Consider the following 21,334-nt stretch of genomic DNA (forward strand, 5'->3'; position numbering starts at 1 on the left):
CGACAAATGAAAAAAGTAATCATCGGGTTGGTAGTGGCGTTGACGTCATTGAGTGCGTTGGCTGGTGAGGGTGTGGTAACCGTTGCGAGCACGCATTCAGCAAAAGATACGGCGGATAAATTTGTCGCTATCGCGCAAGAAAAAGGGTTGAACGTCTTTGCGCGCATTAACCATCAAGAGAATGCCACGAAAGTCGATATGACGTTGCGACCAACCGAAGTTATCGTGTTTGGGAACCCTAAAGTGGGCACGCCACTGATGACCTGTGCGCAGGAAGTGGCGCTCGATTTACCCCAAAAAGTGTTGGTGTATGAAGATGATGAAGGCAAAACGTGGTTAGCTTATAACGATCCTATGTATTTAAAGCAGCGCCATCATATTGAAGGCTGTGACGAGGTATTGAACAAAATCAGCGGCGTGCTGGGCAATTTAACCAACGCGGCGGCGAAGTAGGACTGGTTATTGGCTTCGCTTTTTTTACCCCAAAAACGAAAAAGCCAACCTCACAAGGAGGTTGGCAAATCTTACCTAGATTGGGGGAGGTAAGATCAGGAGGTGGCGAGTACGCTGTGCACTTCTGACTTAATGGAGTCTGACTGCGTACCGAAAATCGCTTGTAAACTGTCGCCAATCACTAAAACATCTCGCGCGCCGAGTGCTTTTAGCTTAGCAACATCAACGTTGGCAATGTCTTTCACCGAAACACGTAGGCGAGTGATACACGCATCAACCGATTTGATGTTGGCTTTCCCACCCAATGCCGCCACTACATCTACTGCAATTTCATCAGGCTGTCCGGCGATCTTCACTTCTGCAATGTCGGTTTCGCGACCCGGCGTTTTTAGATCCAACTTCACAATTAGGAAGCGGAACAAGCCGTAGTACAGCGTCGCCCAGATTGGACCGATGATGATGAACATCCACGCGTTGGTCGACATTGGGTAGTAAAGGAAGAACTGAATCGCACCGTGCGCAAAGTCCGTACTGTGTTTGATTTCCAAAAATGCAGTGATCGCAAACGCAATACCAGTTAGGAAAGTATGGATTACGTACAGCACTGGCGCGACGAATAGGAAGGTAAATTCGATTGGCTCTGTGATACCAGTTAACCAAGAGGTCAACGCCGCAGACATCATCAAACCGCCGACGATTTTCTTACGCTCAGGAGACGCGCAGTGGTAAATCGCCAGTGCCGCTGCTGGGAGCGCCCACATGGAGTACATAAAGCCACCAGACAGATAACCTGCGGTTTTATCGCCCGCGAAGAAGCGAGTGAGCTCACCAGTAAACTCTTTGCCGGTTTCTGGGTCTACATAGCTGCCAACTTCGAAGAAGAACGGCGCATTCCAGATGTGGTGCAAACCAACAGGGAGTAATGAACGTTCGCCCGCGCCGTAAACCGCCCACGCAAGTACAGGGTTTTGGTACGCTGCCCAATGAGAGAATGCATCAAGAAGTTGTCCGACAGGTGGCCATGCAAACGCGAGAATCGCACCAACGACGATCGCCGATAAACCGGTGACAATGGGCACAAATCGCTTACCCGCGAAGAAGCCCAAATACTCCGGCAGTTTGATATTGTAGAAGCGGTTGTACATGATTGCCGCGACCGCACCGATAAAGATGCCGCCAAACACCCCGGTTTGCAGCGTCTCAACGCCCATGATGGTAGCATCAGTTTCTAAGCCGCGCAGACCTGTCACAATACCGAGCGATGCGTTCATAATAATTAGGCCAACTAAGCCTGCGAGCGCAGCGGCACCGTCATTGCCTTTTGACAACCCGAGCGCCACACCGACCGCAAACATCAACTGCATGTTGCCGAACACGCCTTCACCGGCGGCGAGCATCACTTTGTTGACCGCGTCTGGAATAAACGCAAACCCCGCGTTACCAATACCCAGCATCAAGCCAGCCACCGGTAACACCGCCACAGGCAGCATCAACGACCGCCCTATTTTTTGTAGTTGTCCAAATATACTTGCAAACATGGTTTCCTCCTGACGAATGCCAGTGTTGTAGGACCTGATTCCTTCAGGTCATGTTGTTTCACGTAAGGTCAGGATGATCATAGCGAGCAAGGCGGCGCCTAAGGTTACAAAAGGCAATCAGTTTGTAAGTGGCCGCTTACAAATCTCTTACACCGAGAAGTGAAAATTGCAATCGGCTCGATTGTGAATGTGCGTTTAAGAATGCATCATATTGGCCAGCGCCAAACTCAGGGGCAGGCACAGGGACGGACACAGGGAAAGTAGGATGGAAAACAAGCAGATACTGGTCGTCGATGACAACCTCGACCTTCGCGAAGCATTGTCAGATTACCTTGGTCGCGCAGGGTTTGAAGTGCTTTGCGCAGAAAACGGCGGCGTGATGTGGCAACTGCTCAACGATCACCATCCTGATTTGATCATCCTCGATATTATGATGCCCGGTGAAGACGGTTTTACCCTGTGCCAGAAACTGCGCAAAAACTCCGATATCCCGATCATCATGCTGACCGCCGTCACTGAAGAAGCCGACCGAGTCGCAGGGCTAGAAATGGGCGCCGACGACTACATCACCAAGTCATTCAGTCCGCGCGAACTGCTCGCGCGCATCAAAACGATTCTGAGACGCAGCCAATCGACCGCCAATAGCAAACTGACGCGTAAAGTGCGTTTTGACGATTGGTTATTAGATACCGTAACCCGGCAACTGACCCACGTTGCTAGCCGCGAGGTTAAGCAACTGAGTGGCGCGGATTTGTCGCTGCTCGGTTTGTTCGTCAACCACGCGCAATCAATATTGTCTCGCGATGACATTGCGCGCGAGATCTGGGGACGCGATGCCGACCCGTTTGAACGCGGCATTGACGTGCAGATCAGCCGCTTGCGTCATCACCTTGAAGATAAAGACCGTTCGCTGATCCTAACGGTGCGCAACAAAGGCTACATGCTGACCACGGATGTACATTATGAGAATTAAACGCTGGACGGGATCACTGGTCGTTCGTACCAGTGTGTTCCTGTTGCTGGTGATCATTCTGGCGCAGGTATTATCCGGGATTATCTGGTATCAACACGCCAGCGAACGCGACAAAGAAGGCCTGACCACCACAGTCAAAAGCTTAGCACTGAGTGCTTCTTCTACCATCGCCTTCTTTCAAACCCTCCCTTCGGAATATCGCCACTTGGTGCTCAATCAACTACGCAACATGGGTGGTACGCGCTTTTTCGTCTCACTCAACAATCACCAGATTGACGTCGACCCACTGCCAGAGAGCGAGCGCAAAACGTTGGTCATCAACCAAGTTCGCGAGGTATTAGAAAGCGAGCTGAGCGGCATTCCTAATATCGAGGTGGAGTTCACCCAGCGCGACAAACTCAAAGTGTTCAACAACGAGCTACCTATCGACGAACTGCCGTTATTGTGGGCGCATTATTCGCTTTCGTTTGGTGACCTCAATCCGCCTATTCTGGTGATGCAGGTCGAAGTCGCACAGAACGAATGGTTTTATCTCGCGGCGGTGCTACCCGCGCCTTACATCAACCTAGAGACTAACTATTTTGAGCTGCGCCAATGGCTCACGCTATTACTGTCCGCGCTAATGCTGTTGCTGTGTACCTGGTTTATCGTTCGTAAAGAAATTCAACCCATTCGAGAGCTGGCAAAAGCCGCAACCCTGATGTCGAGCCGATTAGACGTGCCCGAAGTCTCTGAGCGCGGCAGTAACGAACTGAAAGCGGCGGTACGTGCGTTTAACAAAATGAACCGACGCATCGACAGCCACATTAAAGACCGCGAGATGCTGTTCAGTGCCATTTCACACGATCTGAAAACGCCGATTGCTTGCCTAAAACTACGGGCGGAAATGCTGGATGACGACGCCGACCGAGAACGCTTTATCCGCCTGAGTAACGACCTAGATTTGATGGTCAAAGGCGCATTGCAATGCATTAAAGAGACCGATATCCACGAGGAAATCGAGCCGATCAATTTCACCCAACTGATTCAGCACATTTCCGCCAATATCGCCGATGCGCCGGACACAATTCGCATCCACGGTGAAATCAGCACCCACTTTGCTGGTAAACCGTTAGCGATTAAGCGCTGCATTCAGAATCTGGTCGATAACGCGCTCAAATACGGCCATCAAGCGGACATTACGCTGAGTGAAAGCCCAGAGTCGATCCAGATTGAAATTGAAGATCACGGTGACGGCGTTGACGATTTATTACTTGAAAAGCTCTGCCAGCCATACTTCCGCGCTAGCAACGATAAAGAAGGCAGTGGGCTGGGGTTAACCATTTCACAGAGTATTGCAAAGGCTCATGGCGGCAACTTGTTGCTGAGCCATTCTCAGTTTGGCGGCCTCTGCGCCACGCTGACTTTCCCGAGAGACTGACTATGAACAAACTGGCATTCTTGTTCCCACTGTTGCTCGCCCCTTGCGTCGCTCACGCTGAGTCGCCACAAGGGGTAGAGTTTTTACATTGGTGGACTTCTGACGGCGAGCAGCAAGCGCTGCAAACACTTAAAGCTCAGCTAAAACGGCACGATATTGAGCTGCTGCAAAGCCCGGTGTTAGGCGGTGGTGGTGACAGCGCGATGACGGTACTGCAAGCTCGCGCGCTGGCGGGCAATCCACCGAGCTTCGCGCAAATCGAAGGGCCAAGTATTAAAGCGTGGGATGCCATCGGTATTTTGCACAACGTCAACGCGGTTGCCGATGAGCAGCGCTGGGACGAGGTGCTCTACCCACTCTCTATCGAAATCAACAAAACACAAAACGGCTATATCGCCCTGCCACTCACGCTGCACCGCTTAAACTGGTTGTGGGTCAACCACAAACTGCTTAAACAACTGAATCTGTCAGCGCCGAAAAATTGGCAAGAAATGTTCGCCGCCATGGAGCTTGCGAAGCAAAATGGCATCGTGCCAATCGCGGTCGGTGAGCAGCCGTGGCAAGTCGCCCAACTTTTCGAGAACTTAGTAATCTCCACTGGCGGCGTTGAGTTCTACACCAATGCAATGGTTAAACTTGAGCGAGACAGCATCGACAGTGATACCCTGCGCCAAGCGTTGACGCAATTTCGCCGCCTGAGTTTGTTGATCGACAACCAATTACCCGACAGTAAGTGGGATACGGCGACCCAAGCGCTAGCCGACGGTCAAGCGCTGTTTCAAATCGGTGGAGATTGGATTTTAGGTGAGCTGCTCGCCAATCAAGTCTCAGTCCCGCAAGAGGTCGGCTGTTACCCAACGCCTGACAGCGATGGTGTATTCCTCTACAACATGGACAGCTTGGTGTTTATGTCGAGCAAGTCGTTTTCTGCCGAGGCGGCTCAGCAAACCGCAAGCGCGCTGGCAGATGTCGAGTTTCAAGCTAAGTTCAATAAGGTAAAAGGCTCGATTCCGGTACGTACCGATATCGACATCAGCGATTTTAATCCGTGTCAGGTCCAGTCATATCAAGACTTTCACTACGGCGTTAAACACAACCTCGCTGTGCCGAGTATGATTGATTCGATGGCGGTCAATCCGGTTGCCCAGCAAGCGATAAACTCGGAAATTTTCCGTTTTTACCGCAATCCCAAGATGGAACCCGACGAGCTGATAAAACGCATTATTGCTATTTCGCAAAGCGGTTAATGGCAATGAATTTGTGCCGAGTGGAATAAAAAAGCCCCAATGATTGGGGCTTGAATGAAGCGAAGTATGCCGTTTAAAAATAGTGGAAGATCGGCGGTTCATGCATCAAGAAGTTTTGATGGGAGATGTTCCACGCATACGCGCCCGCTAAGGTAAACACAACGTAATCACCAATATCGACGTGGGCGACGTGTTGATTGCGTGCCAGCACATCTTTGGGCGTACAAAGCTGGCCGACAAAGGTCGCTTGTGCATGCTGAATTGGGTGAGAAATCTCATGGTGTTGCTCGCTTTTCAGGATGACGAATGGATGATCATGGCTCTGCGCTGCTGGCGTGCGGAAATGGTGGGTTCCTCCGCGCGCGATGACAAAGTTTTCGCCAAGATTTTGCTTAATATCCAGCACTTCCATTACGTAATAACCGCATGCCGCCGTGATGAAACGTCCGCATTCAAAACGCAGTGTCCAATCTTGCACTTGCTCTTTAGCGATGAGGAATTCCAACTTGTCGCAAAACTCCATCCACGGAAAGTGTTGCTCAGGGTTTTGGTAGTTGATGCCCATGCCGCCGCCCAAGTTGATCATCAGCTCACCGAGTTCGAACTCCTGCTGCCACGCCTTCACGACTTGGAAATAGCGCTGCATCAACGCTAAGTGACGTTCAACATCGAGCTGATGCGACATCAAGTGAAAATGGAAGCCTTTGAGTGACACTTGCGGGAAATCGCGCAGCAACATCAAAGCATTACTCAGTTCGGACTCGTCCAAACCAAAAGGAGTTGGCTTGCCGCCCATCGCCAACTTGCTGAGCGTGATGTCGCCAATATCGATGTTCATACGCAAAAAGATCGAAGTAGGGCGGTTGAGGCGCTCGGTTAGTGCTCCAATGCGCTTTAGCTCGGTGAGGCTTTCGACATGAATTGCATCAACATCCAGCTCAATCGCTTGTTGCAATTCACTTGGCATTTTTCCTGGGCCACCGAAGATCAATGGCTTATCGAGTTGTTGTTGGTGGAGGTGTGTCAACTCCCCGCCAGATGCCGCTTCAAAACCATCGACATACGGCGCGAGCGTTTTGAGAATCGGGCCCGATGGATTGGCTTTGGCTGCGTAAAATAGCTCGACATTTTTCGGCAAAACGTGACGCAGTTGTTTGATGTGTTCTTCTAAGGCGTTTAGGTCATACACGTAAGCGCACAAGGGTTGATTTTGCTGCTGTGCGAGCGTGTGAACTTGTTGGCTAACGCGTGTCGGTAGAGAGAGGGAATTAGACATTTTGCGCTCCTTTTTCGTGTTGCTGCCAAGGCGCGGCGACTTGGGTATAGCCCGACTCCTTATCGGCTTTTTGCATCAAACGAGTGGTGAAATTATTTTTGCTTGGGAAGTGACCGCCATTCAGCAACGCTTCTAGTTCCGGCTGTTTTCCATTCACTGACTGCCAACGCACAATGGCACTTTGCACCGCATTCCACAGCGTTTGCTCTAGTGGCTCATCACCTTCTGCTATGAAGAAAATCGCTTCGCTGATGTTGTTGATAAAGGTGCAGTATCCGATGCGATTCCAGCCTTGTTCGCGACTGTAGTAAACCGATTGTCGCGCGCGTTCAGACAAGTCAATTAATGTTTCTTCTGGCCAAAACTCCGGCAGTAACTTGGTGCCTTCCAAATCACGAATCCAGACACAACACGGCATCTCTTGCTCAAAGCCAATCAAGGTGTTTTGCAAATGCGGCTCAAACGCCACTCCGTGTTTGAAGTAGTAATTAAACACGCCCGGAATTAGGCAATGCAAATAGCGTTCAAACCACAGTGTCGCGATATCGGAATAGCGAATTTGCGTAGTACGCGCTTTGTTTTTAAGGCGTTGAGCAATACAACTGTCGCCGTTTTTGTCGTAAGCAAACAGAGCGCCAGCGAGGGTTGGTTTTAAGATGTCGACTTCGCTCAGCGAGAAATTTTCGCGATACAAAATCCCAAACGATTCGCGCGCTTTGGTGTTGTCATCCCAATTACGCTCAGCGACACTTTCTAGATTTAATGTGGTGGCGTAAGGCTCTGTCATCACTTTAAATACAGGGTTGTGCAGCTGTTCGTTTTCTCGAATCGGTTTGAGAATCGACGTGAGCTGCACGGCGCTGTCGAGTTCGTACCACGCGTTTTTGCGCACGCAATTGGTTAATCGTACGTTGATGGAGAATTTCGCAAACCAATCCATATCTGGGTGGTAGAGGGTACGAACTGAAGAGGTCGGCTGCATCTTTTCACCACCTAAACCCAGTGGCGTGATCTTGCCTTGTTCAATGGCACGCTTCACGCTTGGGTTGCTCAAAATGGTGTAGCTTTCCCAAGGATGACAAGGGTAGAGGGTCTTCCCATTGCTGGTGGCGTGTTGTGGCGCGAGCTGTTGTAGCATGTGCTGAGCAGGGTTAGCTTCTCCGTCGGAACTCAGCACATCAAGTAAGGACGTATCCACTTCAAACCAGTACAGCGGGACTTGCGCGCCGACTTCTGGAGAAAACGCCAAGAGATCATCCATGGTGACGCCCGAACGACTTTTTGGGGTCGGATGGAAAGTATGCCCCCAAATCAGAGACTGTTCCGAAGCGATAAACTCGTTGTGATGCGATTTGGGCGCGACGTTGAGAAACTGCTCGGTAACCAGCACGCTATTTTCCAGTTGTTCGATCAGCTCATGGTTAAATGGGATCGCCAATACCTGCTTGAGATAGTTAAGCAAAAGCGTAAGAGTTTGCGTGGCATCCAATTTCGCCCAACCAGATCCCGGCATTTTCGCCCATGGCAGTTCTGCCAATTTGATTTTGCCCAGTTTGCTCGCGTAGTGAATCGGCAAAACCAGCACGCCATTTTGTTGAGAAAGATAAACGGCTACCCGCTGCTTGGCGGAATAGTTGCGTTTTAACGTTTGGGGTAGCGATGTCGATTGGTAGTGCCATTCCACTTGTTGATTCGGTAGCGCAAATTCACGTAAGTAACAATTAAGAACACCCATAATCGTGTTGAGTTGGGCCTTCTCCCGATTGAGCTGCACATCATGCGCGCGCAACTCGCTAGTCTGAGAGGATTGAGTTTGTAACATGTTGATTTCCAAATTTTGAATGGAGAACCAGCGCGATCAAGGTGATTACGCTGACTATCGCAGAAAGTAGGAAAGGAACCTCAAGTAGCCCCAAGCTAGAAATGAAAGAAGCGCAAAATCCCGCTGCCACGCCACCCCATTTGGACATGGCATCAAAGCGAGAAAATACTTTGCCACTGAGTTTGCGATCCAGATGGCTCGCAAGATGCTGATGCAATCCGTGATAGCAACACACCATCGCGATGCCGAAGACAATTCTCGCAGCAATGAGTGCGGTTTCGGACGCAATCAAATGCAAGGCAGAGCTCACGGCAAGCAATGCAAACCCGAGCCACAACGTGCGCAGCGGTTGATGGCGATTCAGCCCATCTGACAACACGTGGATTTTGCCTGCCAGCAACAGATAGATGCCATGCGGCAGTGCGTACAAAAAACCGATCCATGCGTGGTGAGTGATGCCATATTGCTGCACAAACGGCGAGAAATAAGGAAAGGTCACCACCATGGAAAACGCAAACCCGAACTGAGCAAAGAAGATCCAACGAATGGCATGCATTGCGTTTTTCTGTGCAACCGGTTTTTCTTGCTGAGATTCTGAGTTTGGCTTTTCGAGGTTTAGTTCGGCAGGTTTATCCGCAGGCAGTGTTAGCGTGATGCCCATAGCAATTAAAGGCAAAACGCATAACCAAAGATACGCGTTGAGCGGGTTGGTCTCTGACAAGCTCCAGCCGAGCCCAATGGGCGCAACGATCAGCGCCAAGCGAGCAGATAGTTGGGTTTTATTGAGTGACTTGCCGAGTGTTTTGGCTTCTTTAATTTGACTAGATAAGTAGCTGTTCGAGGCGGCCATGGTGCCGCCAAAGGTTCCTTGAACAATAAGACCAAACACAAACATGGCGAGGTTGTCTGCCAAGCCGCACAGCGCAAACCCTGCTGCAAGGCCAAGTTGTGCACGCAAGAGTGAGCGGCGGCGACCGTAGCGATCGGCAAAGTTGCCCCAAAATCGCGCCGCCAACGCAGTACAAAACGTAGGTAGGATAAACAATACCCCTGCCCAGTCCGCATCAATGCTTGCGCCTAACGTTGGCAACACGACGGGTAGAAATAGCGGCATACCTAACGCGGCAAACGCAGCGATAAAGTGGCACAACAACACACTGTAGATGAGTTTGGTCATAATCGTTAACGTACGCTTTTTTTGATGGCTTCTATGTAGGCGCGTTGCGCTTCTTCGCTAGAAAGCAGTAAGAAGTTCGGGGCCGACAAACCATAGAACTTATTGATGTCGCTCGCGCCGGAGGCTTCTTTCGAGAGCAAACTGCCAGAGCTCAACAAGTACTTGGCGTACAAATCAGGCGCCTCTTGCAGTAACTCGCGTGCCAGTTTCGTCTCTAACCCTTCGCCTTCTAATCGGTTGAGTTGTTCTGAAATGCTTTTGGCCACGATGGCGTAAAGCGATGCTGAAGAGGCAATGCCCTTCGCTGCCATGGCTTCTACAATCGCTGCGATATCCAGTTGTAATGTGATGGTGGTAAACATCTGACCGAGCGCCAATTCATTGTCGACTTTGATGCGTTGATCGAGCAGTTCATCGCAATCCACTGGAAGTAGTTTTGCGCCGTGTTTTTGGGCAGCATGCTCTGTTGCAAAGTGGAAGCGCTCTGGCCAAATTCGCGCTGCGTCGTTGTCTTTCATCGCGAGCGTCATTTTGCCCTGTTGATCAAATGCAATGATGGCGTTTTGCTGGTTGGACTCCAATGCAATGCCATAACGAAGCCACAAGGTAAGGTGTACTTGGCATAATAGGTCGACGTAATCTTTGAACCACGCCAGCGTATCTTGTTGATAGTACTGCTCTGCCAAGTGTTCTAAGAACAAGCGGTCGTCAGGCATTGGGCTTGCCAGTGCGGCAACCGGAACTAGCGCTTTGTCTTCGCAATGAATAAGTGGATACTCACGTACGATGTACGCAAAGGTCTTATCCTCGCCGACGTGTCCACCGTGTTTTTCGTTGCAATGGAACAAGCGACTGTTTAAATCGGCGTCCGTTTGTTCAAGGTGGCTGAGTAGGCGTTCAAACCAGTGGCCGTCATACAGTGTTGAAGGCTTGATTAAGCGAATATTTTTCGTGCCTAGCGATCGCATGATCAGCGGAACCTTGATGTGAATGTGCGGTGCCTCGTTGACGACCACAGTACGAACGGAAAGCGTCGGCGTCACGTCTAGATACGTTAAAGGCGCTTCTATCACACCTTCGGGTAAGGCTTCTAAAGATCGCAGGGTGAGCGGGTGTGCAGGGAACAGAACGTGGCTCAGTGCAAAATCAGCAGGAAGCCCCACTTGCTCCATGGTTGGCCAGCAATCAGGTTGTCCGCTGGTTAATGTTACCAGTGATTTTTCAATCGCAATCCAATGCAGAGCAAAGCTTTGTGCGAACTCGGGCGCGTACTTAGCTAGGTCTTTATCGCTCAGACCAAACTTCGCCCGCGCAGTTGGATAGTACGGATGGTCAAGGTAAGAAGCGATCTGGTCGGCTAGCAGCAGCTTTTTATGCCAAGAACCAAGCTCGGATATTGGTTGAGAAATGTGGTCTGCGTGATGATGAAACGCTTGGTCACACAGCGCTTTGTGTTTCTCTGCACATTCCAGTTCTTGAAGGTATCCCGCCAACAATTCGTGAGAGCTGTCATGCGCCAGTGTCGTTAGTAGTGCAATCCACTCTTTGTAATGTTGTTGATGTTCGACTTGGCCATTTTTCTCCACCCACCAACCTTGTGGTGCTTCTTCATTGGCGTGACCGTAGCGCCAGTGCTGCATGTAATACGTTGGCGCAACGGGTAAATACAACGTGAAATCAGAGTTGGCAAATATCAGCCAGACTTGCTCGCCTTGAGGAACAATTCCCCCTTTTGGCGCGTCGCTACTGAACTTGGCTTTCGACAAAATGCCAAACATGTCTTCGCGTAAGCAAGTGTCGATCAATCGTTGCGTTAGATACAAAGCGTCGTTATTCATGCTGCCACCTCACGAGTCGGAGCTAGATCGAAATTGCTAAGCGCGTTCTGCAGCGCTTGGTCGAGGTTTCGCCCTGATGGTGAGACAATCGAAATTCGGGCGAGATAATCCTTATTGGAATAACTCTGTTGGAAGTGTTCTCCAGCGGTTTTTAGTACCTGTTGCTGGGTGATGATATCGTCATCGTTTTGGATGAACGACGTCGAACCTCCGTCAATCACACCACAGTGTTCCGCAACTACGTAGTGCACGTGCGCTGACCCGTGAATTTGGTAATCGCCGTCCAATCTTCGACCCAGATGCAGACCCAAAATCGTGCTAAACCAGCCGAAGTGAGCGAGATTGTTGAGCAAGAATTCGCGGCCATCTCCAATACTGCGGTAGTTAATTTCCACCAGAATTGGGCCATTTTCCGTAATGATAAATTCGCTGTGGCAAACTCCAAAACCAACGCCGAACGCTTTCAGTTGAGCCAAGCAAGCTTCTCGGTGAGCAATGCCGTTTGGTCCGTTCCAGTCTGCGGCGGTTTCGATGAAGTAAGGCGGCTCAGAGAGCGACACATCAAAACCGCCCACGGCGATAAGTTGGTTACCGTCTCCTAAAGTTTCGAGCGTAACCAACGGTCCTTGAAGAAACTGCTCCACCAGAATGGCGGCGTTTGGGTGCTTTTGCCAAAACGCCTTGCAGTAAGCATCGAGCTCGCTTTGGGAGTCACAGCGCTGTACATCTAAACTTGCCACGCCTTCTTTGGGTTTTGCTACGACAGGGAAGGCCATGCCTAATGCCACATTCGAATGGCGATGCAGCAAACAGCTTTGTGTGTTGGGTAAGGATTTTTCATTTAACACTTGTCGAGTTAAGTGTTTGTTTTTGGCTTTTAACGTGACAGACCAATCTTTGGATGGAAGGCCAAAAAATTGCGCGCAGATGGCGGTGGAAGTTTGTAAGTGATCACTATTGCTGAAAATAGCGTCTGGCTTTAATTCATGCTCCGTGATGGTTTCGATGAGTTCTAATGGGTTGAAGACATCACATTCTAGAATGGTATCCGGATTAAAGTGACTATCACGACTCGCCAACTCTAAATGGCTGAGCTTATGGTCGGTGATAAGAACGACGTGAAGGTCCATCGCTTTAGCTGCAGGCACAAAGCCGTGAGTGACTGCATCGTTAACGACATGACTTACGATAATCATCGTAGATTTCATGAGCTTTCCTAATTTTCTAACATTTTCTTCTAACGTTGATAAAGTCGCTCACGGTCGTCTTCCAATGTGCCTCTCTCGAGACGGAGGGCAGAAGTTTTAGTGTTTATTGTTATGATATTTGGTTTTTTTTGTTGTTAGTTGTGTTTTTAGGGTAAATAAATATAGAGCATAAAATTAATATTGCAAATAGAAATAATATTTGTTCTTATTTCCATCCGTTGGCTTTATAACAACTAAACGGAATTATGGAATGAATAAATTATTGACCCTGACCCCCTTGGCGGTCGCGATTGGTTCTTCATTAGTAGCACCAAGCGCAGTGGCTTCAGAAGAGACGAACTCAACCCCATCAGCAACTGAAACGATTCAAGTCTTCGGTCATCAGTACGAAGGTTATGCTGAACACATGCCTCAATCAGGCACCAAAACCGATGTGGAATGGCTTGATGTGCCACAAGCGGTATCCGTAGTAACGAAAACAGAAATGCAAGACCGAGGCGCGGTGCGTTTAGTGGATGCGCTAGATGGGGTAGCCGGGGTCAATAACACCTTGGGCGAAGGCAGCCGCGATCAGTTCATGATCCGTGGTTTTGATTCACTCAACGATATGTACCGTGATGGCTTGCGAGATGACGGTACGTTGCAGTCTTACCGCAGCTTAGCAAACGTTGAACGCGTTGAAATTGTGAAAGGCCCTGCGGGTGCTTTGTATGGCCGCGGTTCGGCTGGGGGCATCATCAACTTGGTGACGAAACGCGCTAACGGTGAGAATTTTACTCACGTAAACGGTAGTGTAGGCAGCAACAACCAGTATGTTGGTCAGGTCGACAGCTCAATGGCGTTTACAGATAAGGTCAACGGGCGTATTAACTTGGAATACCGTCAAGCCGACTCGTACGTTGATCATGTTGATTCAAACGATTTCTTCATTGCACCGACCATTCGTGTGTTACCAGCGGAAGGTCACACCATTGATATTGACGTGGAATACGCCCATCAAGAACTAGTGCCGTATCGTGGTGTGCCATCAAAAAATGGCAAGCCAGTTGATTTACCAGTAAGCACTTACTTTGGCGGCACAAACGACTATCAGGAGTCAGACAGTCTCCGTATTGCGGTGGATTACGAATGGCGTCTGAATGATCAATGGGTATGGAACAACCGAGCGGCATTCAACCATATCGAACTTGAGCAAAAAGGCACGCGTCAGGGCAAAGTGACGGGTAATGAAGTGTCTCAAACCGTCAACAACTTTGGTTACGATCCACGTACTACGACCACTTTACAATCTGAGTTGGTTTGGGAAACCAGGGACAATCAATTGATGGTGGGTGCAGATTTCAACCAGATCGATATCGACCTAACGTTGGCAAGTGACAAAACGCTTCCTCCGCAAAATATCTACGACCCAGTCGTTGGTCCAACGCCTGATCCGGGCTTTAAGCCATTTCGTGACAATACCACCACCACGACAGGTTTGTATGTGCAAGACGTCTATACGTGGGGTGACCTTTCTTTGATCGGTAACGTGCGTTACGACTCGATGGAGCTAGAACAACAAAAAGCGGGCTCAGATAAGGAAAAATTGGATGATGACAAAGTCAGCTACCGTGCTGGTTTGGTATACCGCATCAATTCCGACACATCCGTATACGCCAGTTTAGCGCGCTCTTGGCAGTTACCGTACGCTGGTATCTACATCAATCCAAAATTGGCGGAATTCTTCCACACCGACTTAAAAGAGGTGGGTGCGAAAGCGTACCTTTTGGATAACGCATTAATGTTGAATGCGGCACTGTTCCAGATTGATCAAGAGCAACCACAAACTAACGTGGACGGCGATGTGATCGATAAAATTGAAGTGCGTCACCAAGGCATTGAATTAGAGGCTCGCGGCCAAATCACCAAACAGTGGGACATCTCTGTGGGTTACAGCTACTTAGATGCGGAAGACAAAGCCACAGGCAAAAAGCCTAACGATGTATCAGACCACTTGTTCTCTCTTTGGAGCACTTACCAATTGGATGACAACTGGCGTTTAGGCGGTGGTGTGAAGTACGTGGGCGACCGTTACGCAGGTAACGACGAAGCCGTCGCACTTGGCGATTACACAACGGTGGATTTGATGGCGGCGTACACCACTGGTCGTCACAAAATCCAAGCGAACGCTTACAACATTTTGGATGAGAAATACATTCTTGGCGCAACAAACGGCACGTCTGGCTTAAACCAGATTGGCTACGGCGCACCAGCCGAGTTCATGCTCAGCTACGGATATCAGTTCTAGGCTTTTTGTGCGTAGTTAGCGCCTGTTAGCCGATTTTTTCCTCATATTGAGGATGTTTAGCCCCGAGAGCCTACGGGATGTATTCTGCCCGAGGCTCAATTTCTCGCAAAGGAGATCTTAATGTCTTACCAGAATTTGGATGGTAAAGTGCGTGTACGTGCTGGTTTGTCTACCACTTACAGTGTGCTTGCGATTGCAATCGCTTCTGCCACATCCATGAGCGCGGTTGCCGCTCCTGCTAAAAAAGAACAAACTACCGCGATGGAAACTGTCGTTGTCACTGGTAGTGTGATTGGTAACTCTGAAATTGAAGACGTCAAAGAGTACCCTGGTGCTCGTACCGTCATTACCCGTGATCAAATTGAGAAAACCGCCGCAGGTTCGATTGATAACGCGCTGCAGCGCGTGCCGGGTATTAAAGTTCAGGATGAAAGCGGAACGGGCGTATTGCCTAACATTTCCGTACGTGGTTTGAAAGCAAGCCGTAGTGGTCATGCTCAGTTTTTGATGGATGGTGTACCGCTAACACTTGCGCCATATGGTCACACTGGTCAGTCTATCTTCCCAGCAACACTGTCGATGCTTGATCGTATTGACATTGTACGCGGTGGTGCCGCAGTACAGTACGGCCCAAACAACGTCGGTGGTGTGATCAACTTAGTGACCAAACCGATTCCACACACGTGGCAAACTGAAATCAGTAACCGCCTTACCGTGTTTGATGGCGGTGATGCGCCGCTGAATGATTTTTACCTACGCACGGGCGGCTGGTTAAGCGACACATTTGCACTACAGTTGGAAGGTAACTTCCTAAAAGGTGAAAGCTTCCGTGAACATTCCGATACGGACGTGAAGAACTTCCAAGCCAAAGCACAGTGGCTACTGAGTGACACTCAAGAGATTCAAGCATTCCTGCAACGTTACGATGCTGAAACGCAAATGCCGGGCGCACTTTCGCCACAAGATTACGAGCAAGATCGTCACCAATCGAAACGTCCTTACGATGATTATGAAGGTAAGTCGACGCGCTGGAGTGTTAAGTACATCCACGATTTGCCATTTGCCGACAGTGCCGAGCTAGAAGTGCTAACGTTTGGCCATAAGTCAGAGCGTCTTTTCAAGTGGGGCTTTAACAGCGCGGGTGGCCATTGGGCGGATCCGGCTCTGCCAGCGACGGACGTTCGTACCTCTCCACGTGAATTTACCGTGTATGGTATAGAGCCAAAAATGGCGATGTACTTTGGCGAAGGTAAATCCGTTACTCAAAACTGGATCGTGGGTACCCGTTATGTTAATGAAGACATTGACTACAAACTCACTCAGACTCCAATCGCCGGTGGTGCAACCAGCGTTCCGCGTGATTGGCATCTAGATACGGACGCGTTTGCTGGATACGTTAGCAACGAAATTGGTTTGTTCAATGATACATTGAAGGTAACGCCTGGGTTGCGTGTTGAGTCGGTTCGAATGACGTTTACCGATCGTGGTAAAAAACAAACGGCAGACAACACCGTGACGGAATGGTTGCCAGGTTTGACGGTGGCATACAACTTAACTGACCAGTGGGTGACGTATGCGAACGCGCAAAAATCACTTCGTGCGCCACAAATTGCCTACATCCGAGGTTTGGGTGAAGAAGGTAGCGAACTGGCTTGGAACTACGAAGTCGGCGCGCGTTACACCCAAGATGCGACCAGCTTTAACGCTGCACTTTATCGCATCGACTTTGAAGATCAATTGCAATGGCAAAGCTCAACGCAGACCTTCGATAACATCGGAAAAACACTTCACCAAGGCATAGAGCTTTCTGCTCGTTACGTGCCTGAAGCACTACCTGCACTGAGTTTAGGCGCAAGCTACAACTATCTAGACGCTACGCTTGAAGAAGAAGGCGCGAATAAAGGTAATCAACTGCCTTACACCTCTAAGCATCAGCTTGGTTGGGATGCAACCTACGCATTTTACGGCATGGACACCACGCTATCGGGCTTCTACTTTAGTGATTCGTATACCGATAACGCCAACACCAGTGCCGAAGATGCAACTGGCGCAACGGGTAAAGTACCATCTTACATGGTGTGGAACTTCAACTTGGGGACGGATTTATACAAAGACGACAAAGGCAAGTTACGCATGAATGTTGCGGTGAACAACTTGTTTGACGAGGAGTATTACTTCCGCGGGATTGATACAAGCCCAGTTGGTCGGTACCCAGCTCCGGGACGCTCTTACACACTGGATCTGAACTATCAGTTTTAAGCGTTTCGTTCACCGAGTTTGAAAAGAAAAGTCGCCAATTTACCTTGGCGACTTTGCCGATCTTAGGTAATGGAAAACTCTTAGCACTGGAAAAAAGCAAGATGAAAAATAAAAAACAATTTACGATCAAACACTTTTCAACAGTTTTGCTGATGCTGTTGAGCTCAGCTTTGATGTCATTTAGCGCATTTTCTCAGGCGCGCAGCGTGCAAGATGAGCAAGGCACTTTTGAGCTAGAAGCGATACCTCAACGTATTGTGGTTTTAGAATTTTCGTTTGTCGATGCATTAGCGGCAGTCGATGTCTCACCTGTAGGCGTCGCCGATGACAACGATGCCACACGAGTCATTCCTGCTGTTCGTGCCAAGGTTGGTCCTTGGCAATCGGTCGGCATGCGCTCGCAACCGAGTTTAGAGGCGATTGCGGTGCTCAAGCCGGATTTGATCATTGCTGATGCAGAACGTCATCGCGCGATTTATCAAGATTTGCAGCGAATTGCGCCAACTTTGCTGTTAAAAAGCCGTGGTGAGACATATCAAGAAAATCTCGAATCCGCACACAAAATCGGCGTGGCAATTGGCAAACAAGCGAAAATGACACAACGAATTGAGCAGCACAAACAGACAATGGCGGAGTTCAAACAGCATTTTGCAACACAGGAAACCATTCAGTTTGGTGTGGTTTCTGACAAAGGGATGTGGTTGCATAGCCCGGTTTCTTACGCTGGGGGCGTTTTGAGTATGCTGGGCATCCAAAGCCCGCTGGCTCCATCTGAGCAAAAAGCGTATATCCCAACCAGTTTCGAACTTTTACTAAAAACCAACCCTGATTGGTTGTTAGTTGGACTTTACTCTCAACCAAATATTGTGGATGAGTGGCGCAAAAATCCATTGTTTAAGTTGCTAACTGCTGCGAAAAAACAGCAACTTGTTGAGGTTTCTCCTGAACTGTGGTCGTTAAATCGCGGCATGTTGGCTGCGGAAGAAATTGCCCGCAATCTTGAAGCGTTATTGGAGCGCTCATGAGTGCGGCGATAAGCTCGGAAAGCGCGTCTTCGGTTAGCAAATCGCATTGGAAAGCGAGCTTGTTTGTCTGTGCTATGGCGTTGTGTACGCTCTCAGGCTATGCAGCCTCAATGATTGGCTGGTCCAACTTTTCTTTGAGCGTTAATGATCTGACAAGCTATTGGTTTGCGTTTGATGAGGGCAATATGCTGCATCAAATCCTCGCGACGCTGCGTGCGCCTCGTGCCTATGCTGGGTTATTAATTGGCGCTTCGCTTGCGGTATCCGGAGTGCTGATGCAAGGATTAACTCGTAACCCTTTGGCGTCGCCATCCATTCTCGGCATTAATGCTGGTGCGGCTTGTTTTATGGCCTTGGCGTCCATCGGCGTACCATTCTTTAGTCAATTGAACTCAATCATCAACGCAGTACTCGGCGCGCTACTAAGTGGTGGTGCGGTCATGTTGTTGGGCGGTTTTTTTTCCGCGCGTTCTCACCCATTGCGTTTAGTGCTAGCGGGCATTGCCATCAGTGCACTGCTGATAGGGTTAACTCGTGCGTCGGTAATTTTGGCGGATGACATGGCTTACAGCGTGTTGCATTGGTTAACGGGTTCACTCTCTGCGGTAGATTCTGAGCAGTGGCAGCAACTGTGGCCTTTTGCGACTTTAGGTTTGGTGCTCGCCATGGGCTTAGCGCGAAACTTAAATTTACTCGCGTTGGGGGACGAAGTTGCTGTTGGGCTAGGTGGTAACATTCGTCTTACGCGATTTATCAGTGGTTTATCGGTTGTGCTGTTGGCAGGAACTAGCGTAGCGATTGCTGGACCAATTGGCTTTGTCGGGTTGTTAGTGCCGCACTTGGTGCGCCCGATTGTTGGTCACAACTATCACATTCTCATTCCGGTTTCCGCCTTGTGTGGCGCGACATTAGTGACGTGGTCAGATGCTTTATCACGCGCGATTGCTTTTCCGGCTGAAACGCCAGTGGGCGTGATTACCGCGCTGTTGGGCACACCTTGCTTTATCGCGATTGCAATGAGGAAATCATCATGATGAATCAAACCAAACTGTTTGCATTAGTTGGATTGTTGCTGATTACGTCTTCTCTCACGCTGTTTGTTGGCGCGGCGAACATGTCGGCTCAACAGGTTTTTGCATTACTGTTTTCTTTCTCTGACTCGGACTTTGTGATTCACCAATATCGATTACCGAGAATGTTGCTCGCCATTGGCGTGGGCGCTGGGTTGGGGCTGTCAGGCGTTTTAGTTCAAGGCGTCATCCGTAATCCTCTTGCCTCACCAGATTTAATGGGGATAAGCGCCGGAGCAGGACTGGCGGCTACCGCTTGTTTGGTGCTGTATCCAAATGCGCCGGTGGCAATGTTGCCGATGGTCGCTATGGCGGGAGGCTTGCTTGCCGCAGGCTTTATTGCAGTGTTGGCTTATTGGTCGAAGCCAACGCCTGCGCGCTTGGCGCTGATTGGCGTTGCTGTCAGCGCGTTTTTAGCCAGCGGTATCGACTTTCTTCTGATTGTGCACCCTATCGAAATCAACACAGCGATGGTATGGCTAACGGGCAGTTTGTGGGGACGAAACTGGCAACAAGTGCCGTTTATTTGGAGCGCTCTAATGCTGCTACTGCCATTGGCGTTTTGGCTGGCTTGGCGGTTAGATGTGATGGGACTGGGAGAAGAAAGTGCCACTACACTTGGCACGAAACCAAGACAGATCCAAATTCTTGCGTTGATTGCTGCCGTGCTATTGGCGAGCATCAGTGTGTCTGTGGCAGGCACGATCAGCTTTGTTGGCCTGCTTGCGCCGCATCTTGCGCGTTTGCTGTTTGGTCACAACCACAAGTTGTTGATTCCTGCTTCTGCAACCCTTGGCGCGCTGTTGGTGATTTGCGCCGATGGTCTAGCGAGAGGCTTACAGCCACCAATTGAGCTGCCAGCGGGTGTGCTGACTTCTGTTATTGGCGCACCATATTTCATTTTTCTTTTGTATCGTTATAGAGGTTGGTAAGCATGTTACGAACGCAGAACTTATCCGTCGCGTACGGCAAACAGACCATCATTCCAGATCTCTCTTTGTCGATTCCTCAAGGTAAAATTACCGCACTAGTTGGTCCAAATGGTTGCGGTAAATCGACACTATTAAAAACCTTGGTACGCATCAATAAACCCGCTTCTGGCCAAGTGTTGTATGACGACAAACCACTAAGCAGCTACGGGGATAAACGCTTGGCGCGTTCGTTGTCTTTGCTGCCGCAGATTCTTGTCAGTCCTGAAGGTATTACCGTCAGAAAACTGGTCGAATATGGCCGCTCGCCTTATCTCTCTCATTGGGGCCGGTTAAGTCAACAAGACAAGACCTTAGTTGAGCAAGCAATGCAAGATACTGGCGTGATTGAGTTTGCTGACAAGCCAGTTGAATCGCTGTCTGGCGGTCAAAGGCAAAGGGCGTGGATTGCGATGGTAATGGCGCAAGATACCGACGTAGTGATGCTTGATGAGCCAACCACTTACTTGGATCTCTCTCACCAAGTTGAGCTGATGAAACTCATGAGGCAGATGAACGACAAAGGCAAAACAGTGGTCGTAGTGCTGCACGATCTAAACCAAGCGTGCCGTTACTGCGATCATTTGGTGGTGTTGGAAAAAGGTCAGTTAGTCACGCAGGGAACACCGCAAGAGGTACTGACAGAAGGTATGTTGGCATCGGTGTTTGATTTACAAGCGAGAGTATTTAACGACCCAATCTCAGGCACGCCGATGTGTGTGGCGGTGTAGGTTTACGTCTTTCGAAAGCTATCTTCAATAAAAACGTCGATC

16 protein-coding genes are annotated in these 21,334 nt (G+C 49.6%); 10 read left to right on the plus strand and 6 right to left on the minus strand.

Features of this window, described 5'->3' with window-relative positions; all coding sequences use genetic code 11:
* The first annotated feature begins 6 nt into the window (after positions 1 to 6).
* Positions 7 to 453 (plus strand): DUF302 domain-containing protein, encoded by a 447-nt coding sequence (locus R7E47_RS00855; protein ID WP_266521800.1) that lies wholly within the window; start codon positions 7 to 9, stop codon positions 451 to 453.
* 95 nt (positions 454 to 548) lie between these two features.
* Here R7E47_RS00855 and ptsG read toward each other — a convergent pair whose 3' ends face one another.
* Complete coding sequence (ptsG, locus tag R7E47_RS00860; protein ID WP_206971284.1) at positions 549 to 1,991, minus strand: glucose-specific PTS transporter subunit IIBC; 1,443 nt, start codon at positions 1,989 to 1,991, stop codon at positions 549 to 551.
* A gap of 265 nt (positions 1,992 to 2,256) precedes the next feature.
* Here ptsG and R7E47_RS00865 point away from each other — a divergent pair, with 265 nt between their 5' ends.
* Genes R7E47_RS00865 through R7E47_RS00875 form a run of 3 tightly spaced genes read left to right on the plus strand, consistent with a single transcriptional unit; the run spans position 2,257 to position 5,631 of the window.
* On the plus strand, positions 2,257 to 2,964 hold the full coding sequence (locus R7E47_RS00865; RefSeq protein ID WP_005383484.1) for a response regulator: 708 nt from the start codon (positions 2,257 to 2,259) through the stop codon (positions 2,962 to 2,964).
* The gene (locus R7E47_RS00870) at positions 2,954 to 4,384 is read left to right on the plus strand and encodes a HAMP domain-containing sensor histidine kinase (protein ID WP_318083556.1); all 1,431 of its coding nucleotides are present in this window, start codon (positions 2,954 to 2,956) and stop codon (positions 4,382 to 4,384) included. The genes R7E47_RS00865 and R7E47_RS00870 overlap by 11 nt, the downstream gene beginning before the upstream one ends.
* Before the next feature lie 2 nt (positions 4,385 to 4,386).
* Complete coding sequence (locus R7E47_RS00875; RefSeq protein WP_024700884.1) at positions 4,387 to 5,631, plus strand: ABC transporter substrate-binding protein; 1,245 nt, start codon at positions 4,387 to 4,389, stop codon at positions 5,629 to 5,631.
* Positions 5,632 to 5,704: 73 nt separating this feature from the next.
* On the opposite strand, the gene R7E47_RS00880 is transcribed toward R7E47_RS00875, so the two are convergent.
* From R7E47_RS00880 to R7E47_RS00900, 5 genes are read right to left on the minus strand one after another with little or no spacing between them, the layout of a single operon-like run.
* Entirely contained in the window at positions 5,705 to 6,907 is a 1,203-nt protein-coding gene (locus R7E47_RS00880) for a type III PLP-dependent enzyme (protein ID WP_029842115.1), read from the minus strand.
* On the minus strand, positions 6,900 to 8,729 hold the full coding sequence (locus tag R7E47_RS00885) for an IucA/IucC family protein (RefSeq protein WP_318083560.1): 1,830 nt from the start codon (positions 8,727 to 8,729) through the stop codon (positions 6,900 to 6,902). Before R7E47_RS00885 ends, R7E47_RS00880 begins: the two co-directional genes overlap by 8 nt.
* A complete protein-coding gene (locus R7E47_RS00890; protein ID WP_318083561.1) occupies positions 8,701 to 9,906 on the minus strand; it encodes an MFS transporter in 1,206 nt (401 codons plus the stop codon). Before R7E47_RS00890 ends, R7E47_RS00885 begins: the two co-directional genes overlap by 29 nt.
* Positions 9,907 to 9,911: 5 nt before the next feature.
* Positions 9,912 to 11,744: an IucA/IucC family protein gene (locus R7E47_RS00895; protein WP_318083563.1), complete on the minus strand. Its 1,833-nt coding sequence runs from the start codon at positions 11,742 to 11,744 to the stop codon at positions 9,912 to 9,914.
* A complete protein-coding gene (locus R7E47_RS00900) occupies positions 11,741 to 12,952 on the minus strand; it encodes a hypothetical protein (RefSeq protein WP_318083564.1) in 1,212 nt (403 codons plus the stop codon). The genes R7E47_RS00895 and R7E47_RS00900 overlap by 4 nt, the downstream gene beginning before the upstream one ends.
* Before the next feature lie 250 nt (positions 12,953 to 13,202).
* Here R7E47_RS00900 and R7E47_RS00905 point away from each other — a divergent pair, with 250 nt between their 5' ends.
* The 6 genes from R7E47_RS00905 to fecE all read left to right on the plus strand — a co-directional run bounded on the left by R7E47_RS00905 (position 13,203) and on the right by fecE (position 21,292).
* Positions 13,203 to 15,239 (plus strand): TonB-dependent receptor, encoded by a 2,037-nt coding sequence (locus R7E47_RS00905; RefSeq protein WP_005383467.1) that lies wholly within the window; start codon positions 13,203 to 13,205, stop codon positions 15,237 to 15,239.
* A 120-nt stretch (positions 15,240 to 15,359) separates the two neighbouring features.
* Positions 15,360 to 17,498: a TonB-dependent siderophore vibrioferrin receptor PvuA gene (gene pvuA / locus R7E47_RS00910; protein ID WP_074190320.1), complete on the plus strand. Its 2,139-nt coding sequence runs from the start codon at positions 15,360 to 15,362 to the stop codon at positions 17,496 to 17,498.
* 101 nt (positions 17,499 to 17,599) lie between these two features.
* The gene (locus R7E47_RS00915) at positions 17,600 to 18,523 is read left to right on the plus strand and encodes a Fe(3+) dicitrate ABC transporter substrate-binding protein FecB (protein ID WP_025768676.1); all 924 of its coding nucleotides are present in this window, start codon (positions 17,600 to 17,602) and stop codon (positions 18,521 to 18,523) included.
* Between the two features lie 74 nt (positions 18,524 to 18,597).
* A complete protein-coding gene (locus R7E47_RS00920; protein WP_373921288.1) occupies positions 18,598 to 19,557 on the plus strand; it encodes a FecCD family ABC transporter permease in 960 nt (319 codons plus the stop codon).
* On the plus strand, positions 19,554 to 20,525 hold the full coding sequence (locus R7E47_RS00925; protein WP_258484028.1) for a FecCD family ABC transporter permease: 972 nt from the start codon (positions 19,554 to 19,556) through the stop codon (positions 20,523 to 20,525). Before R7E47_RS00920 ends, R7E47_RS00925 begins: the two co-directional genes overlap by 4 nt.
* A gap of 2 nt (positions 20,526 to 20,527) precedes the next feature.
* Positions 20,528 to 21,292, plus strand: coding sequence for a Fe(3+) dicitrate ABC transporter ATP-binding protein FecE (gene fecE / locus R7E47_RS00930; RefSeq protein ID WP_054575393.1), 765 nt, complete (start codon positions 20,528 to 20,530; stop codon positions 21,290 to 21,292).
* Positions 21,293 to 21,334 lie beyond the last annotated feature (42 nt).

The organism is Vibrio sp. Vb1026 (assembly GCF_033338745.1).
In the GTDB taxonomy this organism is placed as follows: domain Bacteria; phylum Pseudomonadota; class Gammaproteobacteria; order Enterobacterales; family Vibrionaceae; genus Vibrio; species Vibrio alginolyticus.